Below are 25,183 nucleotides of genomic sequence, written 5' to 3'. Positions count from 1 at the left end.
GACATATAAAAACAGGGGAAATTACAAAATAAAATATTTTTCTACAAAAAGTACTATAGTGTAACTTTATTTTCCAGATTTTTCAGAAAATTATGTTGATTATTATTCATTTTCCTCTTAGAATCAGATTAAACATTGGAATGACTTGTCTATTGAACCAGTTATCAAATTATGACAATTAACTAATGTCATTTTAAGGAGGAATACTATATGAAACAGATTAGCTTAAGAAAGAAACTCATTTTTGCATTTTTAATGATACTCCTCATTCCCGCACTTTTAATCGGGTATACCTCCTTTAAAAGTACTAAAAATCAGATTTTAGAAGAGCAACAAGCAAGCGCTAAGGAAAGTGTGCGTATGCTTAACAGCAATATTACAAATACAATTGCGCCAAAAGTTCATGACATTGGATATTTTTCCAAAAAAATAAATCAATCTTATTTACAAGATGATAAAAAAATTGAATTAAAAAAACTTTTTCAAGAATATATTAATACTCATCCTGAGGTAGAGCTGTTATATATTGGAACAGCAGATGGTCAAATAATTGATGAACCCGTCCATGATTATGCAAGTGATTATGATCCACGTAAACGACCTTGGTACGTAGAAGCAATTGAGAACAAAGGGCAAGTATCCATTACTTCACCATATATCTCAAAATCAACAAATAATGTAGTAGTGACTGTCATGCAAGCTCTTCCAGATAGTTCTGGTGTGATGGCCTTAGATGTAAATATCTCGGTTCTTAGTGCACTGACAGACGAAACACGTATAGGAGAAACTGGGTTTGCATCCTTACTAGATCGTAATCAGCTATATATTGCGCAAAAAGATAAAGAAAGCGGCTCACAAGCAACAGAAGAATATATGGCAAAAGTTTACGAACAACAGGAAGGTATGATTACGGAAGATGATCGCCAGTTACGTTTTGAAACCAATGAACTTACAGGGTGGAAAATAGTTGGTACAATGTTCATCGCAGAGGCTACAGAGGCAGCTACTGCTTCATTTACTCTCACATTGCTCATCATTGGTATTTCTATTATTGTAGGAGTTATTTTTATGCTCTCTATGATTAAATCTATTGTGAACCCTATTAAACGACTTCAACAAAGTGCATTAAAAATTAGTGAGGGCGATTTAACGGAGTTTATTGATATTCATACAAAGGATGAAATTGGACAGCTTGGTGAGGCATTTGTCTCGATGAAAGTTAGCTTAAAAAAACTGATACGCAATGTTGACCAAAGCTCTCTGCATGTTCAAACCTCTGCCCAAGGACTTTCAGCTAATGCTGAACAAAACATAGCTGCATCTGAACAGGTAACAGAGGCTATGCAGCAGGTAGCTATCAGCACCGAAAAACAAACAACTGGAATCGATCAAAATGCTGTTTCCATTGAGGAAATTGCTAAAGGTGTTGTAGAAGTGGCAGATAGTGCCCTACAAGTTTCAGACCTGTCCAGTCAGGCTATCCAATTAGCAGAGGAAGGCGGACAATCTGTTGAACAAACTGTGAATCAAATGGTTTCCATCCATGAATCTGTGACACAGTCCGACACAATGATTAAATCACTGTTTGATCGAACAAAAGAAATTGGTTCCATTATAGAAATTATTAGTGCCATTTCTGACCAAACGAACCTTCTTGCTCTGAATGCCGCTATTGAAGCAGCCCGAGCTGGTGAACAAGGCAAAGGCTTTGCGGTTGTAGCAGATGAAGTACGTAAATTAGCGGAACAATCCCATCAATCAGCAGAACAAATTTCTACGCTTATTACAGGCATACAACAGGACACGGCTAAATCTGTGCAAACGATGATGAAAGCTTCATCAGATGTCCAAGAAGGGTTACAGCAATCTGAGGATACGAAAAAGAAATTTACAAGTATCGTTGAAAGTCTTCGAGAGATTGCACCGAAAATGGAAGATATATCAGCTTCGGCACAAGAAATGTCTGCCGTTGTAGAAGAAGTATCCGCAACAGCAATTGAGCTATCAGACCATGCAAAACTAAATGCAGCAGCTTCTGAAGAAGTTGCCGCTTCAACGGAACAAACATTGTCCTCCATGCAGGAAATCGCTTCTTCGGCTAAAACTTTACTTGATATGGCGGACGAATTACAAGGCTATGTAGACCGATTTAATTACTAATTATCCATAACGCTTGGCTTTCGACAAAAGACATGGATGAATTAAAATAAAGCACGATGATCTTTGGACTTTCCAAGATCAGCGTGCTTTTAATTAGCTATTTATTCATTTGCCTCATGGCTAAATTGCCATTCAATACCGAATTTATCTGTCAGCGAACCGTAACATTTACTCCAAAATGTTTCTTGTAACTCCATCGTTACTTTTCCGCCGTCTTTCAGCTTATCAAATGCTGCTCGCATTTGCTCTTCGTCATCGGAAACAACCGCTAATGTAACATTATTCCCAACGGAGAACGGTGAGCCTGGAAATGTATCTGAGAACATAATTCTACTACCAAATACAGAAAGTCTTGTATGCATCACAAGATCTTTCGCTTCCTCTGGTAGTGGGTAATCAGGATTTTGAGGTGAATCTCCAAACGTCATAATTTCAGCCTTGTCCGTATTAAAAGCATTTTCGTAAAACGCAACAGCCTCTCGACAATTTCCATTAAAGATCAAATACACTTCTACTGCCATTTCCAACACTCCCTTGTCATTTTTTGAAACAATTCTATTGTACATGGATTACAAAACATAGCACAAATTATAAATGGAATCATTCATCTACAAATAAATTTATTCCCCCTTATTTTTAAATTTTTCATTTATTTTCGTAAAAGCTTTGACATTTACTCAAAAATCATGTAAATTACCAAATGGCGAACAATTTAAAATAAATCTTTAAAAATATTCGTATTTTAGGAGTGTATATAATGGATAACGTATTTGACTATGAGGATATTCAACTAATTCCCGCAAAATGTATTGTAGAAAGTCGTTCAGAGTGTGATACTTCGGTTACTTTAGGTGGGCATACTTTTAAGCTTCCTGTAGTACCTGCAAATATGCAAACAATTATTGACGAAAATCTTGCTAAGAAACTTGCTGAAAACGGTTACTTTTATATTATGCACCGTTTCCAACCAGAAACTCGTATAAACTTCATTCAAGAAATGCAAGGAAAGGGCTTAATTGCCTCGATCAGTGTTGGTGTAAAAGAAGATGAATATGCGTTTATTGAAGAATTAGCAGCTGCTAATTTAGTACCTGAATTTATTACAATTGATATTGCACATGGTCATTCAAATGCTGTTATTCGTATGATTCAGCATATTAAAAAGCACTTACCAAACAGCTTTGTCATTGCTGGAAACGTTGGAACACCTGAAGCCGTACGTGAACTAGAAAATGCTGGCGCAGATGCTACGAAAGTAGGTATTGGACCAGGTAAAGTTTGTATTACTAAAATCAAAACAGGCTTTGGTACAGGAGGCTGGCAGCTAGCTGCACTACGTTGGTGTGCAAAGGCTGCTACAAAGCCAATTATTGCTGACGGTGGTATTCGTACACATGGCGATATCGCTAAATCTGTACGTTTCGGCGCTTCAATGGTGATGATTGGTTCTTTATTTGCTGGTCATGAAGAATCACCAGGTGAAACAATTGAGGTTGATGGTAAAACGGTGAAGGAATACTTCGGCTCTGCCTCTGAATTCCAAAAAGGTGAACGCAAAAATGTCGAAGGAAAGAAAATGTATGTTGAGCATAAAGGTAGCATCAAAGATACATTAATCGAGATGCAGCAAGACTTACAATCATCTATTTCTTATGCTGGTGGCACAAAACTAGAGGCTATTCGAAATGTTGATTATGTTATCGTAAAAAATTCTATCTTCAATGGAGATAAAGTATACTAATCCATAGTAACCCCGATAAAGAACTACTTGTTCTTTATTGGGGTTCTCTTATGAGACCTTCCCCATCAATTGTTCTATAAGCATCATGAATACATAGTATATTAAAATATGACATTTATTATCAGAATTTTCTATTTTATTAGAAAACTATATATTATAATATAACTATATTGGAGGAACGGAGGTTTTGTTTCATGAAATCAGTACGTAATAAACTTGTTAGTCTTGCCATTATAGTTATTCTAATATCAACAGTACTAGTTGGAACCGTCAATTACATCGTAGTGAAAGGTGAACTAGATCAAGTAGGTCGACAAAGTCTTAAAAATGGCACACTAGGTATTCTTGAATTAATTGCACAATTAGATGCTCAAGTTCAAAAGGGAAATATAACGTTAGAGGAAGCTCAGGAAAGTGCAAGAACACAAATTGTTGGTAAAAGAGTTGAAGACAATAAACGATCCATCGATAATCCTGTTAAATATGGGGATAATTTTTATTTCTATGCCTTTCAAGATAGCGGCATAGTCGAAACGCATCCATCTCTTGAAGGGCAAAATATTGCTGATTTACAAACAGAGGATGGACGCTATTTTGTACGCGAAATGATTGAAGCAGCTAAGGCTGGTGGAGGATATGTCCGTTATGATTGGGCACTACCCTCCACCCCTGAAATCGTTGCTCCTAAAATTACTTATGTAGAAATGGACGAACATTGGGGGTGGATTATTGCAGCTGGTACATACGAAATGGACTTCAATGCAGGCACTAAAAATGTTTTCTATTACACACTTGGTATGACAATCCTTGCAACGATTATTGGTGTGGCACTCTTCTGGTTCTTCTCTGGACGAATGACTACCTATATACGCAAAATCATGGTGATTACTTCAGATATTGCTAAAGGTAAGCTAACTGGCGATGACATACCTGTTACCACAAAAGATGAACTAGGTATACTGGCTAATAACGTGAATAATATGAAACATAGCTTATATGAAATGGTCAACAATACGAAGGATAGCGCCTCTCAGATGAGAGTTTCTTCAGAGATGCTTAGTGCTATTACAGAGGAAACAACCGCTTCTGCTGACGAAATTCATCAGGCAATCAATGACATCTCTAAAGGGGCTGTTGTGCAAGCAGAAGAAGCTGAGATGGCCATTAGTAAGGTTGAAACATTATCTTCACTTATTTCACTTGCTACAAATAAATATAGTGAGATCACTGAAAATATGAATATCATCAATTCATCACAAGAAAATGGTAGACAAAAAGTAGAAGTTTTACTGCAAAATTCAAGTGAATTCACACAGGTGATTGAGGAGTTAAGAACTAATTTCTCCAGTTTGACGAATCAAATGAAAGAGATTCATCAAGTGGTACAAACAATTACATCTATATCTGAACAAACAAACCTCTTGGCACTCAATGCTAGCATAGAGGCAGCGCGTGCTGGTGAACACGGTAAAGGTTTTGCCATTGTGGCAGAGGAAGTCCGGCATTTATCGGAGGATACAAACGAAGCTACTACGCGTGTCAGAAATCTATTACAGCGTATTGAGGTGGGTACTGCAAACTCTGATGCAAAGATGATACACACGCTCCAACTTTCACAAAATCAAGCCATATCGATTACTGAAGTAAAAGGAGCTTTTACATTCCTAGCAGACTCCATTCAGGATATTACAAAGCATCTCGTTTCACTAGATGAGGGAATGAACGACATGGCGGAAAATCGCATAGTGGTGATGAATGCTATCAAAGAAATAGCCAGTGTAGCTACTCAATCTGCCGCAGCTACGGAACAAATTAATGCTTCCATAGACGAACAAAAGTCAGCAGTGAACTCGATTATGCACTCCTCTATGGAACTTCATACAGAGGCAGAGCGCATGTACGACTTAGTAGAACGCTTTACATGACAAGAAAAAAGAATGCTACGGTTTAGGCGTAGCATTCTTCTTAACATTATAGTTTGTTAATTACTGCGTGGATTGTTTCCTTAAGCTCTGCATCATGATCAGCAAGTTCTACAAGGTTTCCTAGACGTTCACGTAATACAGGGCGCTCAATTACTAATTTTTCATCAAGTACTTGTACCAGTAGCTCGATAATAAGACGATCACGAACGTTTAACGCTTCTTCTAAACGTTCTGGTGTAATTTTCGCATCAGTTTTTGCAGCTTTTGCCATTTTAAAAACCCCTTTTATATTTTATATTCATGCACATCTATTTTAGCATACCACTAAATTATTTTGAAAACTTTCTTTCATGAAAACATACCAAAACTTTACAAAAAATAAAGACAAGATTTACGGCAAATTGTTATATTTATATCATAATAAGCCACTGCTCAGCCATATGATGATGTATTTAACAAACCTAATACTAACACTCGATTGGAGGAAATGTATGAATCAAAAAAATTTTACTTATTCGCAGCTCATTAAAGCTGTGCCGAAATCTCTACAGCTATTTCTCAACGTTTGCCTTGTGCTACTAGCTCTTATCCTATCATTTTTGCTTTTTAAGGAGCTAATCGAATTTCTTAAAATATTAATCTTCGCCAAGGAAGGTGGCGATTATAAATTATTCCTTGCCAATATTCTTATTTTCTTCTTATATTTTGAGTTCATCACAATGATTATTAAATATTTTAAAGAGGATTATCATTTTCCACTGCGCTACTTTATATATATAGGTATCACAGCGATGATTCGTTTAATTATTGTGGAGCATGATCACCCTCTAAACACTTTAATTTATTCATTGATTATCCTGATATTAATCATAAGCTATTTTATTATTAATATCACACCACTTGAAAGACCAACGCGATCTTCTATTTTTATAAAAAAGGAGCACTGACCAGTAGTAAGAGCTATTCCTATTCTAAAATGTCGAAATACATGTAGGCTTTTCAAACACATAGAAAAACTGCAATAAGTCTTATAAATATAGCTCTTGGATCGTTACTACACCCATCACCAGCGAAGAAAGCTCGATCCAGAGCCAAAACCCATTTTCTTATAAAAATAAACGGAAACAAAACAACAAAATGAATGTTTTTTGCTAAAAAAATTTGAAAGAGATGTTAGATGAGTTCTTTAGCAACCTTCTCTTTTTATGTAATAAAACAACTGCAACAAGCCCTACCCCACCAATTACTAGAAAACAGGTTCAATTGAAAGTCATGTAGTTGCATACCACCAATGAGTTTGTCATTTTCCCAAAGTCCATAATACTGAAAAAAATTATCAAGCGATTTTTCAGCTGCTCTTTTGTCCCATTCTTCCTGGATAGTCTTTTACAACGATATTCAGAAAGTCTAAAACATCTTGTTCTTTTAATAACTTCTCTATTACTCTCATCATATCCCCTCCATTTTCAAAGTGTTGCATGTTGTTTGTGCATTTTTCATATTAATTTTTATATCCCACAAATAACCTATACACCGAAATAATGAACAATGAAAATGATTAAAGGAGGAAAATAAATGTCTTTAATTGATTCGTATATTCACGAAGTGTCTAAAAGGCTACATAAGAATAAGCGTGAAGACATAAAGCTTGAACTAAAAGCTACGATTGAGGATATGCTGCCTGAGTCCTATTCTGAATCCGATGTTAAGGATGTACTCCAAAAACTTGGAAGTCCTACCGAAGTTGCGGCAAGCTTTCAGGATACACCTCGTTTTTTAATTGGCCCAGAGATTTTTGATCAATATACAAGAACAATCAAGCTAGTTATGCCTTGGGCTATTTTCATTACGGTTATTATTCATGTAATCCAAAAAATTGTGCTCTATTCAGGTGAAGAAGCGCTTCTTTCAACCATTATTTCGGCATTTGCCATGATTATTGTGGCGATTATTGCTGTAATATTTCACGTATTGTTTTGGATTACCGTTGTTTTCATCATCATCGAGCGCTCTGGTTCTGAAAAGATTCATTTACCCTTTTTGAAAAACGCCAAGCAATGGTCTCCTGATGATTTAGTTAAAATGAAACCCATTCCCAAAGTTAAAGTCATTACTTTAAGTGATACGATTTTTAGCCTAGCTGGAATTCTAATATTTTCTTTTGTCTATTGGAATGCTTATCGTCTTTTAGGGATTTATACAACGAATGACAATGGTAGCTTGAAATTTGTTATGCCAATCTTTAATCAAAATGTTTTACAATCATTTGCTCCTATCGTCTTATTATGTATTGTTCTTAGTCTCGCATTAACCTTTATAAAATGGCGTGCTGGTCAGTGGACAATGCTCATCGCCATCACGAATGCACTACTTCAAAGTGTAGGAACGATCGTCTTTATTTTAATGGCGATACACCAAGATTTTATTCATAGTGCCTCGATTCCCTACATGGCTGCTATCCTAGAAACAACATCCGCTAAGGTTGCCTATACTATAGATAAAATCTTACTCGTCAGTATAATTATTGCTGTTTTAGCAAATGCATTTGATATTTATCAAGGATTTAAAAAAGCGAAAGTATAAAATCCCCCTCTTCAAATCGCTAAAATACCTTTATTCTCTGATGTTTTGTATAATGATAAAGTTGAAAGTATTTTATATACATGAATAATCTGCACAATTCAATCAGAGTAAGGGGAATTAACTATGACCATTCTTCTAGTAGATGACAATCAAGTCAATCTATTTGTCATTGAAAAAATACTAAAAAATGCAGGTTATGATAACTGTGTTTCTCTTTCATCTGCTTATGAGCTATTTGATTATTTACAATTAGATGCACCAAATCCAACAGGAAATTCTGTAGATTTAATATTGTTAGACATTATGATGCCGGAAGTAGATGGTATTGAGGCCTGCAAACGCATTAAGCAAAATGAAAGATTGAAAGATATTCAAATCATATTTGTCACAGCACTGGAAGATAAAAACAAACTAGCAGAAGCACTAGACATTGGTGGCGTAGATTATATTACAAAACCAATTAATAAAACGGAGCTGCTTGCAAGAATGCGTGTTGCCTTACGCTTAAAAGCTGAATTAGACTGGCACACCCAGCATGACAAGAAAATTCAATATGAACTAGATCTAGCCACTCATGTACAACGAAGCCTGCTCAGTCCACCATTAAACGAGAAGGATATCCGGATAGAAGTTTCTTATCTACCATCCTCTAATTTAGCAGGCGATATGTATTATTGGTACAAAATAGACGATCATCGCTATGCTATCATTTTATTGGATATGATGGGTCACGGTATATCTGCAGCGCTTGTTTGTATGTTTATCTCCTCTGTTTTAAGAGAGGCCGTTAAACAACTAAACGACCCAGAGCTTGTCATCAAAGAACTGAATCGTTATATGACTCTTTTACAAGATGGAAAAGATAATAATCTTTATTATTTTACAGCGATTTATTTCATCATTGATACAGAGCAAAAAACAGTCGAATACATAAACGCTGGTCACCCTCCTGGATACGCACTAATAGATGAAAAAACATGTATTCCATTAAATCAAGGTAGCTGTGCGGTCGGCTTTTTCGATGAAATGAAAGTTCAAAAGCAATGTATTCAATATGAACAAGATATTCAAATTGTGTTATTTACAGATGGTGTTTTAGAGGCAATGGGCCCCTGTGAAATCGAATCAGAAAAGCATTTGCAAACGCTAACATCCACTAAGTGGGATTATTCACAATGCCTCATTGACAACCTATTACCTAAAGATAAACAAGAAAACCAGCCTGATGATATGTGTGTATTAATGATTCAAGCTAGCACTACTTCCATATAAATAAAAAGCAGAGGCTATCACATGAAGATAGCCTCTTACTCATTAATACATTTTTTGATAAATTCTTTCGTAGCCTACGATTTCTCGATATTTTGAAATAATCTCTTCAAACCGCAATGTTTCTTTATCCCCTAAGCATAAAAATCCCTTGTCACTTAGACTCTCATAAAACAAGTGGTGTACCTGGCTCTGTAGCTTAGGTGAAAAATAAATCAGGACATTTCTGCACAAGACAACATGAAACTCATTAAAGGAATGATCCGTTACTAAATTATGCTGAGCAAAAATAATATTTTTCAATAGTGTTGGATGGAAGTAAGCATATTGATAATCTGTTTGATAGTATTCTGAAAACGCATGGGCTCCTCCAGCAAGCATATAGTTTTTCGTATATGCCTGCATTTTATGAATAGGGAAAGCCCCTTTCTTCGCTTTTTCTAATACTTGCTCATTCATATCTGTTGCATAAATAATAGACCTCTCTATAAGCCCCTCTTCCTGAAGTAAAATAGCCATAGAATATACTTCCTCACCTGTCGCACACCCAGCATGCCAAATACGTATTTCTGGATACTCTCTTAAAATGGGGATTACTTTTTCACGAAAAGCTTTAAAAAAGCTAGGATTACGAAACATCTCGGTTACATTTATCGAAAAATCATTCAACATCTGCTCTAAAAATTCTTGATCATGAATGACCTTTTCTAGTACCCGGGAAATCGTTGGAATGTTATTGATCCCCATCCTATTATAAATTCTACGTGAAATGGATGAACGATTGTATTGACGAAAATCATAGCCTGATAAACGATAAATAGCCTCTAGTAATAAATCAATTTCTAAATTTGTTTGTTTATTTAATTGTATTTTTTGCTCCAAAGGCTGAAATTGCTCCATGTTCATTAACTCCCTTTAGAAACGAGCCAGACTCTTAAGACCGATAGTAATTGATCTAAATTTAATGGCTTGCTAATATAATCAGATGCGCCAGCCTGCAATGATTTATCACGGTCATTTTTCATAGCCTTTGCCGTCAATGCAATGATCGGTAAGTCTATTCGTTTCATTTGTTGTCGAATAATAGTCATCGCTTCATAGCCATCCATATTCGGCATCATTATATCCATCAGAACGAGGTCGATGTCAGGATGCGCATGCATTACCTCTAAGCATTCAAGCCCATCTTTAGCAACTAGAATGCTCATACCTCTTTTTTCTAATGCCGTTTTTAATGCATAAATATTACGGTTATCATCATCTACTATTAAAATATTTTTCCCTTGGAAAACCTCTACCTCTTGTTGAAGGGCTCCCTCTATTTCCTTTGACTGCTCTGCAATTGGCTCCTCTACCAATGTAACGGCCACTTCGTTCATGGCAAGCTTTTGACAATGCTCCTCTTCGATTCCATTTGGTAAGCTTGGAATCGTTAACGTAAAGCTACTCCCCTGTCCTTCAGCACTTTGCAGCGTAATCCAGCCACCAAGCAATTTAGCAAACTCCTTACAAATAGAAAGACCAAGTCCAGTCCCACCATATTTTCGAACCGTAGCGCCATCGGCTTGCTGGAATGATTCAAAAATAAGCTGATGCTTGTCTTTTGGAATACCTATCCCCGTATCCGATACAGTAATTTCAAGCCAATCTGTACTTATATCCTGCATATTATTTGTTAACTGCTGTGGTGTAAGCTGATGAATAGCTAAATTTACCGAACCATGTTCCGTAAATTTAAAGGCATTGGATAATAAATTCTTTATGATTTGATGGAATCTCTTTTCATCTGTATAGAATACATCTACAACATGATCTGCCTTTGAAATATGGAATGCTAAATTCTTCTTCATCGCAACAGGTGCAAAGGTATGTTCAATTTGTACAGGTACTTCGCTCATGTTCACTTCATTAAAAATAATATCAAGCTTTCCTGCCTCGACTTTTGATAAATCTAAAATATCATTAATTAAAGCAAGTAAGTCCTCTCCAGAAGAATGAATGACTTGAGCATACTCTATTTCCTCGTCTGTTAGATTTTGTTGACTATTTTCTGCTAGCATCTCCGATAAAATTAATATGCTGTTTAAGGGTGTTCTTAATTCGTGTGACATGTTTGCTAAAAACTCGGATTTGTAGTTTGAATTCAAGATAAGCTGCTCGGCACTTTCTTCTAATTCCTTTTTCGCCTTTTCTAGCTCTCTTGATTTAGACTCTGCCTCTTTTGTACGTTCTTCAAGCTGCTCATTAATCATTGTCAGCTCTTCGGTCTGCATTTGTAATTCTTCTGATTGTGTCTGCAGCTCTTCTGATTGAACTTGTAACTCCTCAGTCATTGCTCTAGATTCATTCAATAGACGAACAATTTCCATGCGTCCTAAAACACTATTCACTGTTAGCCCAAAAGTTTCTGTGACCTGCTTTACTAATTCTTGCTGTAGCTTACTAAATTTAGTCATTGTCGCTATTTCTGCAACTGCTATCACTTCATTTTCAAAAATGACAGGAATCAATAAAATATTATGCGGTCTTACCTCGCCTAATCCTGTTCTGATTAAACGATAGTCTTTTGGAATATTATCGTAAAATAACATTCGTTTTTCTAATGCACATTGCCCAATTAATCCTTGTCCTATTTTAAAGCTTTCCATACCGACGCGATCATCTCCGTCAGCAAATGCAGCCTTTTTCACAAATTGTACTTGGTCCTCTGTTACTTCACGAACATAAAATGCACCAAGGGATGCCTCTGTTTTCTGCGCGATTTCTGACAGGAAGGTCTCAGCCAATTTTGTGATGGCTGAAACTCCTTGATATTTTGTCACAATTTCCGCAATATTGCTTTGTAGCCATTCTCTCTTTTCGACTGACTCTAGCAGTATATTCGTTGCATTAGCAAGATCATTCACTTCATCATTGGTATTCACATAGATTCTTCTTGTAAAATCACCTTTTGTAGCTGCGATTTCTTGTATGGTTTGTGTAACTTCTGTTATCGTTTTTACAATAGAACGTGAAATGCCACTAGCTATGACAATTGCTATAATAGAAACTAAAATTAAAATCCCAAATAAACCACTAGTTAATTTATTATTTTGTTTATCTAATTGACTTGCCTTCGCCTGTGTATAAACATTTTCAGTTGAACGGAACGAATCAAATAACTTACGCATTTTCTCCAAATCTTGGCGCCCAGTATCTACTTTAAAAAACTCATTTAACGCTTCTATATTATTATCTTTTTTATATTGAATCGTTGGCTCTCCCGAAGTGGCAATCCAATGTTCAATCGTTTCCTCTATCTCTTTTAGTTTTTCCTGCTGTGATGGTTTATCTGTCATTCGCTGATAGAGATCATTAAAATCTATTTTCCAATTATCAGCTGCCTTATTATAAGGCTCAAGATAGCTTTGCTTGCCTGTAATAATGAAAGCTCGCTGACTCGATTCCATATCCAATATATATTTTTCAATTTCATTGGTTAGTGTTTGAACATTGGAATCGTACTTAATAATATAATTTCTTTCCTTTTGCAAAGAATTAATTTGATTATTTAATATGACAACGGCTGCAAGTAAGCAAAGAATGATTACGATATAACCTAATGTAATCTTAGAGCGTATACCCAATTTCAATCTATTTAACATTTGGTTTTCCTACCTTTACCTTTCTTTCACTCTATTTTATTACTAGTATACATGTAAAAATAACTGATTATCTCTTCTTTTGACATGAGCAACAAAGAAATTTTGCTGTTTCGTATTAATAAGTCTATGCATTTTTCATATACATTTTATATTGAGCCATTTCTAAATTAAGGAGAGAATACATGTGGACATAATCGTAAGACCAGGAGATTCACTTTGGCATTTCAGTGAAGTGTTTAAAATACCACTTCAACTAATTTTAGATTCCAATGAAAATATAAATCCCCAATTTTTAAGAGTTGGACAACGCATTCGTATTCCTGGTTTTGTGACCATCGACTATCAATTGAAACAAGGGGACTCTTTTTGGCAAATTGCACAGAGTCAAAACCTCCCCCTAGTCGCTCTATTACTCGTTAATCCAGGTCTCAATCCAAATCGCTTACAAATTGGTCAGATGATTCATATACCACAACGTATTACGTGGCGTTTAGTTGATGGTAAGCAAAATTATACGTATACCCGTATGATGAATGATCTTAATAAACTAATTGATGCTTATCCTTTTCTTCACAATTCAACTATTGGCAGTTCCGTTTTAGGGAAAGGTCTACCTGAGTTGTTGATTGGCAATGGAGCTAAACGTGTTCACTATAACGGCTCCTTCCATGCAAATGAATGGATTACTACACCTATTATTCTAACATTTTTAAACGACTATTTGCTCGCCCTCACCAACCAAAGTAGCATTCGTGGCATCTCTCCATTCTCTCTTTACCAGCAAACCTCTCTTTCTATCGTACCCATGGTGAATCCTGATGGAGTGGATTTAGTAATACAAGGTCCCCCAAATGATACAACATTAAGAAATCAACTAATTACATGGAATAATGATAGCTCTGATTTTTCTGGCTGGAAAGCAAACATCCATGGCGTCGATTTAAATGATCAATTTCCTGCACAATGGGAGTTAGAAAGTGCCCGTAACCCTAAGACACCAGGGCCTAGAGATTATGGTGGTGACAGACCTTTATCTGAACCTGAAGCTATTGCGATGGCTGACTTGACTAAACTACGTGATTTTTCAAGAGTACTAGCCTTTCATACACAGGGGCGTGTTATTTATTGGGGCTTTGAAAATCTTGAGCCTCCAGAATCAGAGGTACTTGTGAATGAATTTAGTAGAGTCAGCGGCTATGAACCCATTCAATCTGCAGGAAGCTATGCAGGCTATAAAGATTGGTTCATCCAAGATTGGCGTAGACCTGGCTTTACCGTTGAGCTAGGAAGCGGTACGAATCCTTTGCCAATCAGTCAGTTTGACGAAATTTATGAGGAAGCCCTCGGAATTTTTCTTGCAGCATTATATATGTAAAAGTATTGTTTGAGCTCCATTCGCTATGAAATTGTCCTTTGCGGCATTTCAGTGAATGGAGTTTTTTCATGAAGAGGAATTGGACATAATTGCCAAAAAGGAAAAATAAATTACTTTGACAGGTAGAGTAATGTTTGCTACTATTACTCTGACAGATAGAGCAATAAAATAAAGTAGGTGACTTATGGTTCGCAGTGATATTATCCGAGGACATTTGGATTCGATTATTTTACGGCTAATTTCAGAAAAAGATCGTTATGGCTATGAAATTTCTCAGGAAATAAGTCTCCGTACAAACAATCGATTTCAAATCAAGGAAGCAACTTTGTATGCCGTTTTTCAACGTCTCGAGAAAAAAGAAATTATTGAAGCCTATTATGGCGATGTTTCACATGGAGGCAAAAGAAAGTATTACCGTATTACCTCATTAGGTAAAGCCTATTTAAATGAGTTAGTGAAAGAATGGTCAGAAGTAAAGGAAATAATCGATTTATTTATGGAGGGCTTTGAATGAAAAGAATAAAAAACCATATTGATGAGCTTTTTAAGGATATTCCTCGTAATAACGAGACTGAAATGGTCAAACAAGAAATCATTGAAAATCTTGAAGAAAAAGTATTTTACTTGATGGATCAAGGAAAGGAACAAGAAGATGCCATCAATAAGGCGATTGTAGAATTCGGAGATATTGAAGATTTGAAAAAGGAATTGGGTGTTAAGGAGCCTGCTAAGAAAAACATGGCAAAACTAAATTTAGAGTTTTCCATCTGGGGGAGTGGCTTAATCATTGCATTTTTTATCTTTATTAATCTTTATTACACTCCACATACAGTTTGGGCCATCTATCCAATCTTCGCAATACTTTGGTGGCCTTTATCAATGTACTTTGTATGGTCACGTAAGAAATGGGGTGAATGAACATGAGGAACTTTATTAACTTTTCTTTAGCCGGGAGCCTGATGACCATGATTTTTTTAGGGATCGTCAATTACACGACATCACCGCAAACAATGTGGTTTATATATCCTTGCCTGCTGCTCTTGCTATGGCCAATTACGCTATTTTTTATGTCTAATAAAATGTATAAACAATACTCTATCGTTTGTAGTGCAATGATTATCGCATTTCTTATCGTTGAAAATTATTTATATGCACCAAATCATTTATGGTTTATCTATGCTATTTATCCAATTATCTGGTGGCCGATTCTTATGTACTTAGGTGAAAAAGCAAAAACTTTAAAAACAGCACTCATCGGCTGTGCTTCCACAATTATTTATTATGCATTCCTGAATATCATGCTGTCTCCTCAATATCCTTGGGCGATTTATCCCGCGTTTTTAATTATGTGGTGGCCTCTAGCTTTATATCATGCTCAACGGAAAACGTTTGTAGCATTCTCCGTGACAGCTTCATTGCTAATTAGTAGCTTTTTCATTATTGTTAACGTCGTTTCTTCACCTACGGTTATATGGGCGATCTACCCTATTTTTGTTACGCTATGGTGGCCGCTAAGTATGTATTTTTATGTGTATAAAAGAAAAATGTATCAAGCTACCTTTACGAAACGCATGTAAAGAAGGGATTCTATGAAAGCTATTAAAAAATTCGTCAAATATCTTGTCATTATCATGAGCTCCTTACTTTTACTAGCACTTCTATTCCCAACATGGACATCATCTATAAAGGGAACTAATAGCATTAGTACATTAGAGCAGGTAGCAATTAACGACAGTGACCATGAAATTATGATACGTGGGCAAAACAAAGATAATCCTGTGATCATCTTTGTCCACGGTGGACCTGGCTGTTCTGAAATCCCCTATGCCAAAAAATATCAAGATTTGTTGGAAACCGAATTTACCGTGGTCCATTACGATCAACGGGCTAGCGGGAAATCCTATCATTTTTTCGAGGACTATTCTAATCTTTCATCTGACCTGCTTGTGGAGGATTTATTAGCACTGACTGATTATATAGCTAATCGCCTAGACAAAGAAAAAATCATCTTAATCGGTCATTCCTATGGTACATATATTGCCACACAAGCAGCTGCTAAAGCTCCTGAAAAATATGAAGCCTACATTGGTATTGGTCAAATGAGTAATACCATTGAAAGTGAAATGGATAGTTTACAGTACACCATCCTACAGGCTCAACTCAAAGGGAACACAGAAGATGTTGTATATTTACAAAGGTTAACGGAAGACATTAATAAGGGTAAGACATTTACACCCCGCCATTACGTAAATAAATATGGAGGAGCCACAAGAAACATTGATAACCCTGACGGCAATATGTTAGGAATGCTATTCAGTGCAGAATATAATTTATTGGATATGATCCGCTACAACAAAGGCCTATCATTATCTCAAGAAGCATTATTAAAAGAGGTCATGCAACATCCATTACCTACTAAAGTTAATAGACTAGACCTCCCCTTCTATTTTGTAATGGGTGACTACGACTATCAAACATCATCGAATACCGCTAAAAAATACTTCGACCAAATAGATGCCGAGAAAAAAGAATTTATAGCATACGAACACTCTGCACACTACCCACAGTTCGAAGAAAAAGATAGATTTTTTGAATGGATGCGTGTGACTTTTAAACAATAAATTTTTTAAGAGCTATTCTATGCTTGGAAAGATTTATTTAATTGCTATATAATTTAATTATTAAATATTTTAATGGACGTGATTATATGGCAGATAGTCTACACAATGTAGAAATCATTATGAAAGAAATGCTGGACATTCAGCAAAAATCAAAAATGTTTGTGGAACTTTTAACTAAAGGGGAAGCATTGTCGCAAAACCAATTGATTTTACTTCTGCAACTAAAAATAAATAATGGAATGAAGGCAACAGAAATCGCTGACTTCTTTAGTGTAACACCTGGAGCTGTAACTTCCATGTGCGATAAGCTGGAAAAGCTAGAGCTGATTCAACGAATTAGAGAAAATAATGATCGTCGTGTTGTCAAAATGGCTTTAACCAATAATGGTGATCAGAAGGTCCAAGAAATTTTCTTAAAGTTTTCTCAGGATAAACTGGCAGACATGGCTAATATCTTACGTGAAGTAAATCAATTAATGAATAATATTTTTTAGGATTTCAACAAATTGAAATCCTTTTTTTATCGGCCAAATTTTAGGGAATCCTTTTGTTCTTGACAAAAGGGGGATGCATATATTTTAATTAATATATATTTCAATAATTAAAATATATATTAATTAAAATAAAATGAGGTGATTTTTTATGTTTCAAAAACTGCGTACGCTAACACTAACGAATGGTCGCATTAAACATCTGGATACTGGGTATGAGCAATTAAATATTCGAGGAGCTGTAGCTTTACATCAAGAAGTACACTTAAAAAAGGTGTCCACTCATGGTCATAGCTCCTTTTATTGCTCTGTTACTGCCCAGGTATTTAACAGTTCAGGCTCATGCACATTAAAGGATTATTGTGAGATCGAAGAACTAACAAACGCTGGAAACATTCAAATACGTAATGGATGTGTCCACAAGATCAATAGTTCTGGGAAATTCATAATTGAGGAGAAATTACAGAGCAGACGGTTCGACGCTATTGGTGTAGTAAAAGCTGAAGAAATAGTGGCTAATCATTTTCAGTTGAAATTATCGGGGGAAAGTGAAATTAGCAAGCTACTAGCGGACAATGTAGTGATAGAAAAAGATCGAGTGACACTTCTTCCATTATTTAAGAAAAGGTTAAGTTGCCATACAATCAAAGGAAAACAACTGCAACTATCGTATACAGATGCACACATTGTTGACGGCGAAGTAGTTAGAGTGGGAGAAAACTGTCTAATTGAGACGCTTTACTATACAGATGATTATACGATTGCTTCAAACGCAAAGGTATACCACATTATACGGAGGGAAAAAGAATGACATTCCTAAAAATGCTACAAGCCTTTTTTTGCTCATTAGCCCTAGTTGTCTTATCCGTTCTTTACATTGGCTTACTTGTAAGTGCTGTTCTATCTATACTCGCTGGCATGTTACGAACATTCGGACTAGATCAAATTAAAATGAGCATCTGGTATGATGTAGACCTCCCAATTCTATTCAGCATCCCCCTAGCACTGCTAGTAGCTGTACTACTATTCCTTTGTGCCACCTATATCAAACGCTCTATGGTATTTTGTTTATCAAAGCTTCGAATTTAGATAACATGATTAAACAATCTTCCATTTTCGTTAATCTAGTGTATTCAGGCACAATTGGAACTCCGAGGATTGACAATAAAAGTCATGAATTAATATTTGTTACTAGTTTTAGAAAAAGGCGTATTCTTAATGGAATATGCCTTTTACATTTTTAATAGAAGACATAGTAAATAGAGAAAAATAGCAAAACTTGTAAGTAGTAACTTAGGAGATGCAATCCAGCGAAAACAGCACCAATGGGCAAAATCACAAATATGATACTGACAACCACAAGATGAACCTATATAAAAGCCATACATCGTATTTTCTTGATTAGGTACAATTGGGAATATGACATTCATTATAAAAATGAAAAGAGATACTCCAAAATCGTTTATTTTGCCCTCACATATAAATAATGAACAGTATGATAATACATGTGAAAATTATCTTTCCTGTCCTATCCCCATTCAGAAAGTAACCATGGACGCAATATTACTAAAGTTCCCCTTCAAGAAATTGGATAAGATAGAACTCAGGCTTAGCTAGGAACTCTGTGAAATTGCATAAATCTGCATATTCCTCATGCTCCACATCATAGCATCCAACTTGTCCCTCACCTTCCGGGTTCCAAACTACTTGTAAATCAGAATAATTGTCGACATTGGCTGAAAGAAGAAGCAGCTTTTGTTGACCAAACTTCATCTCAATTGTATCCGTTAGGTTAAAAAAATCGATATAGTGAATGTCATAATCATTTGGTGCAAGTTTAAGATGCAATTGATCACCTGTCAGAAAATCAAGCAATTCCTTTGGTAATTTATATTTTTGTAACGCACACCTTTTATTCTCTATCGAATGAAGCTCTATAGGTTCGAGTGCTTTTAAATAATTGGCAAGCTCCTTATTTTTCATACCTAGTGCAATAGTATAAGGGCGTTGCCCATCTTTCTCCGTTAAAGTGATACTTGCACCTCGTTCAATTAAATATTTCACCATAGTGATATTGCCCATTCGTGTTGCAACTGTTAATGGTGTTGCTCCATAGGGATAGACCATGTCAGGCTTTTGGTAATTAATATCTACTCCTTGTTCAAGTAAATAATTGACTGTTTTCTTATCAAAATCAGATACAGCTTGTCGTAATACTGCCCCTCCATACTCTTTCACATCAAGTCCGAGTTCATGAATGAGCGGGATATTTCTTTTATTTCCATAGTATGCCTGTAAATAAGCTCCAGAGCCAACTTGATTATGTCCATCTAGTTTTGCGCCTTGTTCAACAAGGTAACGCACTATTTCCTCCTTACAATAACGAACAGCTCGTAAAAAAGCTGGATTCTTTTTAACATTTAAATTTACGTTATACGCAACTAATAGTTTTACTACATCAAATTGCTGTGCAATTAATGCTAAATCCAATGGGCTTAATGATGTATGCTTACTTAAATGGATTTCCTCTTCAATATTCCAGCCTTTATCCTTGGCTTCTTGCAACGCAGTTAAATCTCCAGCATAGATATGCATTGCAAGCTCCGGTATTTCCCTAAATGTTCCAATGTCTTGTAGCTTAATCATCTTTAGATTGGCCTCCTTCATACATTTATAAAGAGTATAGAAAACAACTACTTACAAAACAACAGGAAATAGGACTACAGTTTAATCAATAACAACTGATATTTATATTCATTTTCAAGGTTCATTTATTAAAAAAGCAACTAGGTTAGACATTTCCCAGGAAAAGATATTTGCAAAATAAAAGGAGCCCTCAATCCTGAATAGATTGAGGGCCTGTCTTAAACGCTTATATGAATTGCCTTTATTTTAAACAAAGAGCTTTATCTGTTGTTGCATTAATTTCTTTTAGAAGCTCTGGGTTTTCTGCTAATGATAAACCATAAGATGGAATCATTTCTTTAATTTTTGTTTCCCACTCTTTAATATGTTGAGGGAAACATTTATTAAGAACTTCAAGCATAACATGCACAGCCGTAGACGCACCTGGTGAAGCTCCAAGTAAAGCTGCAATCGATCCATCAGCAGCACTTACAACTTCTGTACCAAATTGGAGTGTTCCTTTGCCGCCAGCTTCTGTATCTTTAATAACTTGTACACGTTGACCAGCTACGATAATATCCCAGTCATCGCTCTTCGCATTTGGAATGAAATCACGTAACTCTTCCATACGTTGTTCTTTTGAAAGCATAAGCTGTTGGATTAAATATTTTGTTAATCCCATCTCTTTCACGCCTGCCGCTAATAATGTTGTAATATTATGCGGTTTTACAGAAGCAAATAAATCCATATTGGAACCCGTTTTTAAAAACTTAGGTGAGAAACCTGCGAATGGTCCAAATAGTAATGATTTCTTATTATCAATATAACGTGTATCAAGATGCGGAACTGACATTGGTGGAGCACCAACTTTTGCTTTTCCGTAAACTTTTGCATGATGTTGTTCAGCCACTTCTGGATTATTACATGCTAAGAATAGACCGCTAATTGGGAACCCACCAATATGTTTCCCTTCAGGAATACCTGATTTTTGTAATAATTCTAGGCTTCCTCCACCAGCTCCAAGGAAGACAAATTTTGCTGAATGATATTCCATTTTACAGCCGTCTAAATCATGCACACGTACTTCCCATGAACCATCACTAGCTTGTTTTAAACTTTCAACACTATGGTTGTAGTTAACATCCACATCTTTGGATTTTAAGTGGTCAATTAACATACGTGTTAAAGCACCAAAGTTAACATCCGTACCCGTGTCAATTTTTGTTGCAGCAATGTCTTCACCCGCTGGACGATTCTCCATAATAAGTGGAATCCATTTTTTTAGTGTTTCAGGGTCCTTAGAAAATTCCATTCCTTCAAATAAAGGATTTTTTATCATCGTTTCATGACGTTTCTTTAGAAACTCAACATTTTCTTTCCCTTGTACTAAACTCATATGTGGTAAAGGCATAATGAAGTCTTGTGGATTATTGATCAGCTTATTGTTTACAAGATACGACCAAAATTGTCTTGAAACTTGGAACTGTTCATTAACATTAATCGCTTTTTTGATATCGATTGATCCGTCTTTTTTCTCTGAAGTGTAGTTCAGCTCACATAATGCAGCATGTCCAGTTCCCGCATTGTTCAATTCGTGAGAACTTTCTTCGCCTGCTTTCTCAAGCTTTTCAAACACTGTAATTTTCCAATCTGGTGCTAATTCTTTGAGCAATGTTCCCAAAGTTGCACTCATGATTCCGGCACCAATTAAGATAACATCTGATTTAATTTGTCTGTTACTCATTTTTACCTTCCTTATATGTTAAGATTTGCAGAAAGGATGTTAGCACTCCCGCTTTAGAAGTACTGTAAGCCATGGAGCAACCTTGGAGCACACCATTTCTGTATCAATTATTACCTTATTGCAGTTTATCACAATTAGTTCAAGAATAAAATATCAACTATTTATATGAGAGTTATCAGCTTTTTTCGAGCCTTTCCATTCATAACTCAAGCAAAAAAACAACTTTTTATTCTAGTTAAAACTTGGTTTTTTTAAGCTTTATGGAATATTCGCCCTAAAAATGGTTGACATTTTCATAAAAAATAGATTCTTTTTATTATTATATCTCTATAATAACATAGCGATAGGCCGCCCGTCTTGTTTTTGAACTAGCTCCCTATTCTTCAAGATACACTGTCGATTGGGCTTTCAATATGCCAACCATCACTATGAAAACCACCCATTTGCAGTAACACATAATCGACTAATGCTGCATATAATGTCATCATCTGTTGTGCATTGTCCTCCTGCATTGCATGGACAAACATGTTTTTAAAAGCCACATCTAGAAATGCTAGCTTACTATATTTTTGAAGATAGATTGGATCTTCAAGATAGGGCATAGATTTGACAAGAAGGAACTATTTCTACATTCAAAAACTGACAGTACTCCATAAACAAATTTGCTAATTCGTTATGATAGGTAAAGTTAAAGTCTTTTCTCTCTTGCTCATAACAGTCCTTTAAATTATCCAGTGCATTCCATACTCCATATTTTTTTATTTCTATTACTGTTTTATTCATTACTTTATATTTTTTTGAGCCACTCTTCTGCTTCAAATTTCCAGTTTTTTTATTATTCCAGTATAATTAAATACTATTCTACCTGTTTTAAATTGCAACATCGACATGGTTCTCCGTCTATTAAAATCTTCTTGGTAATACTTTCGAATTTGAGCTGGTGGATTCCCAAAGTATTCAATCAGAAAGCCACTCACTACTCGATTGCCTCTTTCTCTCCCCTCCACATGATCTGCCAAAATAATATGTATATCGATATCAGAGCGTTTTGAGGGATACCCTGAAGCATAACTCCCACAAACTAGTGCTCCTACGACCCTCGATCTTTCCAATCTTTCAAGAATGTTTCAAGTGCTAATGTCCATTTGTCCATCGATCATGGACTTCCTTTTTACTATGTCATTTTTTATTCTACACTATTCAAACAACAGAAAATCCATAATGACGTTTTCTGTTTTAATTAATTGGTTGCATGTGGGGCAAAAATTATCCTAATGAAAAAACCGCACTCTTTTAGGTACGGTTCTCAACATGCTAAAATAAATCAGATAAAAATGTTTGTATTGATGTAGGTAATAGCTGAAAGAATAATCCCTCATATTTAATATCGAATACACCAGCAATAACAATGACAGCAAAAATTAAAAACAGAAAGATTTTCTTATTTTTAGAAATCCACTTCAATAGATTCCACTCCTCTAGCTTTATAGTAAACATTTTCAGTATAGATGGGTTCATAAAAAATAGTAATCCCTAGTTACTGCCTGTCACCTAAATTTCCTATACTACATACATTAAAATGATACGGTACAATTTAGAATTATGTAAGAAGGGAATGACTATGGTCAATTTTAAATCTTTTCGTGGTGTCGTCACACAAATCAGTGATTTTCCAGTAGGGCAAAACGGGGATAAGGAAGGTTGTTATAAAATGATGACCTTAGAAGATGGAGCTGGCGGGGTCGTCAACTTTGTTATTTCTCCTTCTACTTATTTTGTTCATCATGAAATCGTTACGACAGGGGAATGGGTCACAGGCTATTATGATGGGGATGCACCTGTACCAATGATTTATCCACCCCAATATCGTGCTTTAATTATTGTTAAAGATAGCAACTATCAAAATGTAAAGGTAGATTTTTTTAATCATCAATTGCTAAGTAGTGATGGCCTATTGCAATTAAACCTTTCTCCTACTACTGTTATCTCGCTTAAAAATGGGCAGCCCTTTTCTAAAAGCCCTGCCAATCGAAACCTCATTGTCTTTTATGGACCTACCACTCGGAGCATTCCTGCCCAAACCACACCATACGAAATCATTGTTTGGTGTTAACCTCATCATTGAAATAAGCAACGGCTTAAACCTCATTACGAGAATTTAAGCCGCTTTCCTCTGTGATTACCTATTCATATCATCTTTCATTTCATGTAATTGCTGTTTAATCTGCTCTAGGCTTTCTTTATTTTGCTGCACAATATCTAAATGTTCACCATATTGCTCTGCATTGAAACGTGCATTTTCGGCATGCTTTATTTGATTGAAAGCATGCTCTAACGCTATTTCCTCTGGATGTAATTTAGCATGCTTCAACAAACGATCTGCCTTTAGCACTGAGTTACTAAACAATGTACTAGGATGATCTTGCTTCCAACTTGTATCGGAATGTTTAGCCAATGTATACATCTTCCCTTCTTAAAAAATTTCATTGTTCTAGATGTAGTATTATGAATTGATTCGAAAATATGTATGGTAAATAATCCTCCCAACACAATATTTCCCAGGCGATATTTAAAGAACTAAGGCATCCGCTGCCTTAGTTCTTTTCCCAATGTCATGAATAGTTGTCAAATATCAATTAGTGCCATGCAGTCCGTTCACTGACAGGTTGCTTGATGCCTGTTTTCCCTTGTGTTTCAGCAAAATTATTGACCTGTGCTGAAGACGCATCAAGCTCAAATTCAGCTCCAAACTCTTCCTGATGGAGTTTTTGACGCTGTTTATTTGATTTGTTTGCACTACTCGTTCCAGTTGCTTTTGCATTGTTACGATTTGTTTTCATATTTGACATAACCATCCTCCATCGAGTATTTGAAAAGCTCTAACATCGACTAAATGTTTTATGAACTTTTCATTCTCAAGTTTGTCCATAGAGCAAGAAAACAATGTGCATTAAATTTTTTATTTAGCTAAGTATAGTGTTGAGGCTTTTTTCCATTTCTAATTG

Annotated in this window: 26 protein-coding genes; 15 read left to right on the top strand and 11 right to left on the bottom strand. The window is 35.7% G+C overall.

Annotated elements, in window-relative coordinates:
- Positions 1–210 precede the first annotated feature (210 nt).
- Positions 211–2,160 (top strand): methyl-accepting chemotaxis protein, encoded by a 1,950-nt coding sequence (locus tag MHI34_RS07785; protein ID WP_342504322.1) that lies wholly within the window; start codon positions 211–213, stop codon positions 2,158–2,160.
- A gap of 101 nt (positions 2,161–2,261) precedes the next feature.
- Here the strand turns inward: MHI34_RS07785 and MHI34_RS07780 are convergent, their stop codons facing one another.
- The gene (locus MHI34_RS07780; RefSeq protein WP_036119456.1) at positions 2,262–2,681 is read right to left on the bottom strand and encodes a VOC family protein; all 420 of its coding nucleotides are present in this window, start codon (positions 2,679–2,681) and stop codon (positions 2,262–2,264) included.
- A gap of 236 nt (positions 2,682–2,917) precedes the next feature.
- Between MHI34_RS07780 and guaC the strand changes: the two genes are divergently transcribed.
- Positions 2,918–3,901 (top strand): GMP reductase, encoded by a 984-nt coding sequence (gene guaC / locus MHI34_RS07775; RefSeq protein WP_036119459.1) that lies wholly within the window; start codon positions 2,918–2,920, stop codon positions 3,899–3,901.
- A gap of 194 nt (positions 3,902–4,095) precedes the next feature.
- The gene (locus MHI34_RS07770) at positions 4,096–5,826 is read left to right on the top strand and encodes a cache domain-containing protein (RefSeq protein ID WP_342504321.1); all 1,731 of its coding nucleotides are present in this window, start codon (positions 4,096–4,098) and stop codon (positions 5,824–5,826) included.
- A gap of 46 nt (positions 5,827–5,872) precedes the next feature.
- On the opposite strand, the gene MHI34_RS07765 is transcribed toward MHI34_RS07770, so the two are convergent.
- The gene (locus tag MHI34_RS07765; protein WP_036119465.1) at positions 5,873–6,097 is read right to left on the bottom strand and encodes a hypothetical protein; all 225 of its coding nucleotides are present in this window, start codon (positions 6,095–6,097) and stop codon (positions 5,873–5,875) included.
- A 220-nt stretch (positions 6,098–6,317) separates the two neighbouring features.
- Here MHI34_RS07765 and psiE point away from each other — a divergent pair, with 220 nt between their 5' ends.
- The 3 genes from psiE (at position 6,318) to MHI34_RS07750 (ending at position 9,681) form a co-directional block, all read left to right on the top strand.
- Positions 6,318–6,773: a phosphate-starvation-inducible protein PsiE gene (gene psiE, locus MHI34_RS07760; protein WP_036119468.1), complete on the top strand. Its 456-nt coding sequence runs from the start codon at positions 6,318–6,320 to the stop codon at positions 6,771–6,773.
- 628 nt (positions 6,774–7,401) lie between these two features.
- On the top strand, positions 7,402–8,409 hold the full coding sequence (locus tag MHI34_RS07755; protein WP_089933340.1) for a hypothetical protein: 1,008 nt from the start codon (positions 7,402–7,404) through the stop codon (positions 8,407–8,409).
- 123 nt (positions 8,410–8,532) lie between these two features.
- Positions 8,533–9,681, top strand: a complete 1,149-nt coding sequence (locus MHI34_RS07750) for a fused response regulator/phosphatase (protein WP_271911924.1) — start codon at positions 8,533–8,535, stop codon at positions 9,679–9,681.
- 42 nt (positions 9,682–9,723) lie between these two features.
- Here MHI34_RS07750 and MHI34_RS07745 read toward each other — a convergent pair whose 3' ends face one another.
- Both MHI34_RS07745 and MHI34_RS07740 read right to left on the bottom strand, forming a co-directional pair.
- Positions 9,724–10,578 (bottom strand): protein-glutamate O-methyltransferase CheR, encoded by an 855-nt coding sequence (locus MHI34_RS07745; RefSeq protein WP_058844099.1) that lies wholly within the window; start codon positions 10,576–10,578, stop codon positions 9,724–9,726.
- 5 nt (positions 10,579–10,583) lie between these two features.
- Positions 10,584–13,322 carry an ATP-binding protein gene (locus MHI34_RS07740; protein WP_271911926.1) on the bottom strand — a complete coding sequence of 913 codons (2,739 nt, stop codon included), beginning with the start codon at positions 13,320–13,322 and terminating at the stop codon, positions 10,584–10,586.
- A 184-nt stretch (positions 13,323–13,506) separates the two neighbouring features.
- Here MHI34_RS07740 and MHI34_RS07735 point away from each other — a divergent pair, with 184 nt between their 5' ends.
- From MHI34_RS07735 to MHI34_RS07700, 8 genes are all read left to right on the top strand, one after another.
- The gene (locus MHI34_RS07735; protein WP_340809620.1) at positions 13,507–14,697 is read left to right on the top strand and encodes a M14 family metallopeptidase; all 1,191 of its coding nucleotides are present in this window, start codon (positions 13,507–13,509) and stop codon (positions 14,695–14,697) included.
- Between the two features lie 184 nt (positions 14,698–14,881).
- Positions 14,882–15,211 carry a PadR family transcriptional regulator gene (locus tag MHI34_RS07730; protein WP_036119488.1) on the top strand — a complete coding sequence of 110 codons (330 nt, stop codon included), beginning with the start codon at positions 14,882–14,884 and terminating at the stop codon, positions 15,209–15,211.
- The gene (locus MHI34_RS07725) at positions 15,208–15,615 is read left to right on the top strand and encodes a permease prefix domain 1-containing protein (protein ID WP_036119491.1); all 408 of its coding nucleotides are present in this window, start codon (positions 15,208–15,210) and stop codon (positions 15,613–15,615) included. Before MHI34_RS07730 ends, MHI34_RS07725 begins: the two co-directional genes overlap by 4 nt.
- Positions 15,616–15,662: 47 nt before the next feature.
- Positions 15,663–16,274 (top strand): hypothetical protein, encoded by a 612-nt coding sequence (locus tag MHI34_RS07720; RefSeq protein WP_342504320.1) that lies wholly within the window; start codon positions 15,663–15,665, stop codon positions 16,272–16,274.
- Positions 16,275–16,286: 12 nt separating this feature from the next.
- The gene (locus MHI34_RS07715; protein WP_101966865.1) at positions 16,287–17,318 is read left to right on the top strand and encodes an alpha/beta hydrolase; all 1,032 of its coding nucleotides are present in this window, start codon (positions 16,287–16,289) and stop codon (positions 17,316–17,318) included.
- Between the two features lie 86 nt (positions 17,319–17,404).
- Complete coding sequence (locus MHI34_RS07710; protein ID WP_101966864.1) at positions 17,405–17,812, top strand: MarR family transcriptional regulator; 408 nt, start codon at positions 17,405–17,407, stop codon at positions 17,810–17,812.
- Between the two features lie 148 nt (positions 17,813–17,960).
- Complete coding sequence (locus tag MHI34_RS07705; protein ID WP_101966863.1) at positions 17,961–18,620, top strand: hypothetical protein; 660 nt, start codon at positions 17,961–17,963, stop codon at positions 18,618–18,620.
- The gene (locus MHI34_RS07700) at positions 18,617–18,898 is read left to right on the top strand and encodes a hypothetical protein (RefSeq protein WP_036127135.1); all 282 of its coding nucleotides are present in this window, start codon (positions 18,617–18,619) and stop codon (positions 18,896–18,898) included. Before MHI34_RS07705 ends, MHI34_RS07700 begins: the two co-directional genes overlap by 4 nt.
- Positions 18,899–19,375: 477 nt before the next feature.
- On the opposite strand, the gene MHI34_RS07695 is transcribed toward MHI34_RS07700, so the two are convergent.
- From MHI34_RS07695 to MHI34_RS07675, 5 genes are all read right to left on the bottom strand, one after another.
- A complete protein-coding gene (locus tag MHI34_RS07695) occupies positions 19,376–20,455 on the bottom strand; it encodes an ankyrin repeat domain-containing protein (RefSeq protein WP_101966862.1) in 1,080 nt (359 codons plus the stop codon).
- A gap of 241 nt (positions 20,456–20,696) precedes the next feature.
- Positions 20,697–22,178: a malate:quinone oxidoreductase gene (locus MHI34_RS07690; RefSeq protein WP_342504319.1), complete on the bottom strand. Its 1,482-nt coding sequence runs from the start codon at positions 22,176–22,178 to the stop codon at positions 20,697–20,699.
- A gap of 383 nt (positions 22,179–22,561) precedes the next feature.
- On the bottom strand, positions 22,562–22,705 hold the full coding sequence (locus MHI34_RS07685) for a hypothetical protein (RefSeq protein WP_342504318.1): 144 nt from the start codon (positions 22,703–22,705) through the stop codon (positions 22,562–22,564).
- 288 nt (positions 22,706–22,993) lie between these two features.
- Positions 22,994–23,290, bottom strand: coding sequence for a nucleotidyltransferase domain-containing protein (locus MHI34_RS07680; RefSeq protein WP_342504317.1), 297 nt, complete (start codon positions 23,288–23,290; stop codon positions 22,994–22,996).
- Positions 23,291–23,492: 202 nt separating this feature from the next.
- Complete coding sequence (locus MHI34_RS07675; protein WP_342504316.1) at positions 23,493–23,642, bottom strand: hypothetical protein; 150 nt, start codon at positions 23,640–23,642, stop codon at positions 23,493–23,495.
- A gap of 157 nt (positions 23,643–23,799) precedes the next feature.
- Here MHI34_RS07675 and MHI34_RS07670 point away from each other — a divergent pair, with 157 nt between their 5' ends.
- Entirely contained in the window at positions 23,800–24,291 is a 492-nt protein-coding gene (locus MHI34_RS07670; RefSeq protein WP_036127141.1) for a hypothetical protein, read from the top strand.
- Positions 24,292–24,357: 66 nt separating this feature from the next.
- Here MHI34_RS07670 and MHI34_RS07665 read toward each other — a convergent pair whose 3' ends face one another.
- Together MHI34_RS07665 and MHI34_RS07660 are read right to left on the bottom strand one after the other, a co-directional pair.
- On the bottom strand, positions 24,358–24,633 hold the full coding sequence (locus tag MHI34_RS07665; protein ID WP_036127166.1) for a hypothetical protein: 276 nt from the start codon (positions 24,631–24,633) through the stop codon (positions 24,358–24,360).
- Between the two features lie 181 nt (positions 24,634–24,814).
- Positions 24,815–25,027, bottom strand: a complete 213-nt coding sequence (locus MHI34_RS07660) for a hypothetical protein (RefSeq protein ID WP_058844097.1) — start codon at positions 25,025–25,027, stop codon at positions 24,815–24,817.
- Positions 25,028–25,183 lie beyond the last annotated feature (156 nt).

This window comes from Lysinibacillus sp. FSL L8-0126 (genome assembly GCF_038630385.1).
Taxonomy (GTDB): Bacteria; Bacillota; Bacilli; order Bacillales_A; family Planococcaceae; genus Lysinibacillus; species Lysinibacillus fusiformis_D.
The sequence above is the reverse complement of the archived record's forward strand: the minus strand, read 5'-3'. Positions and strand labels throughout refer to the sequence as shown.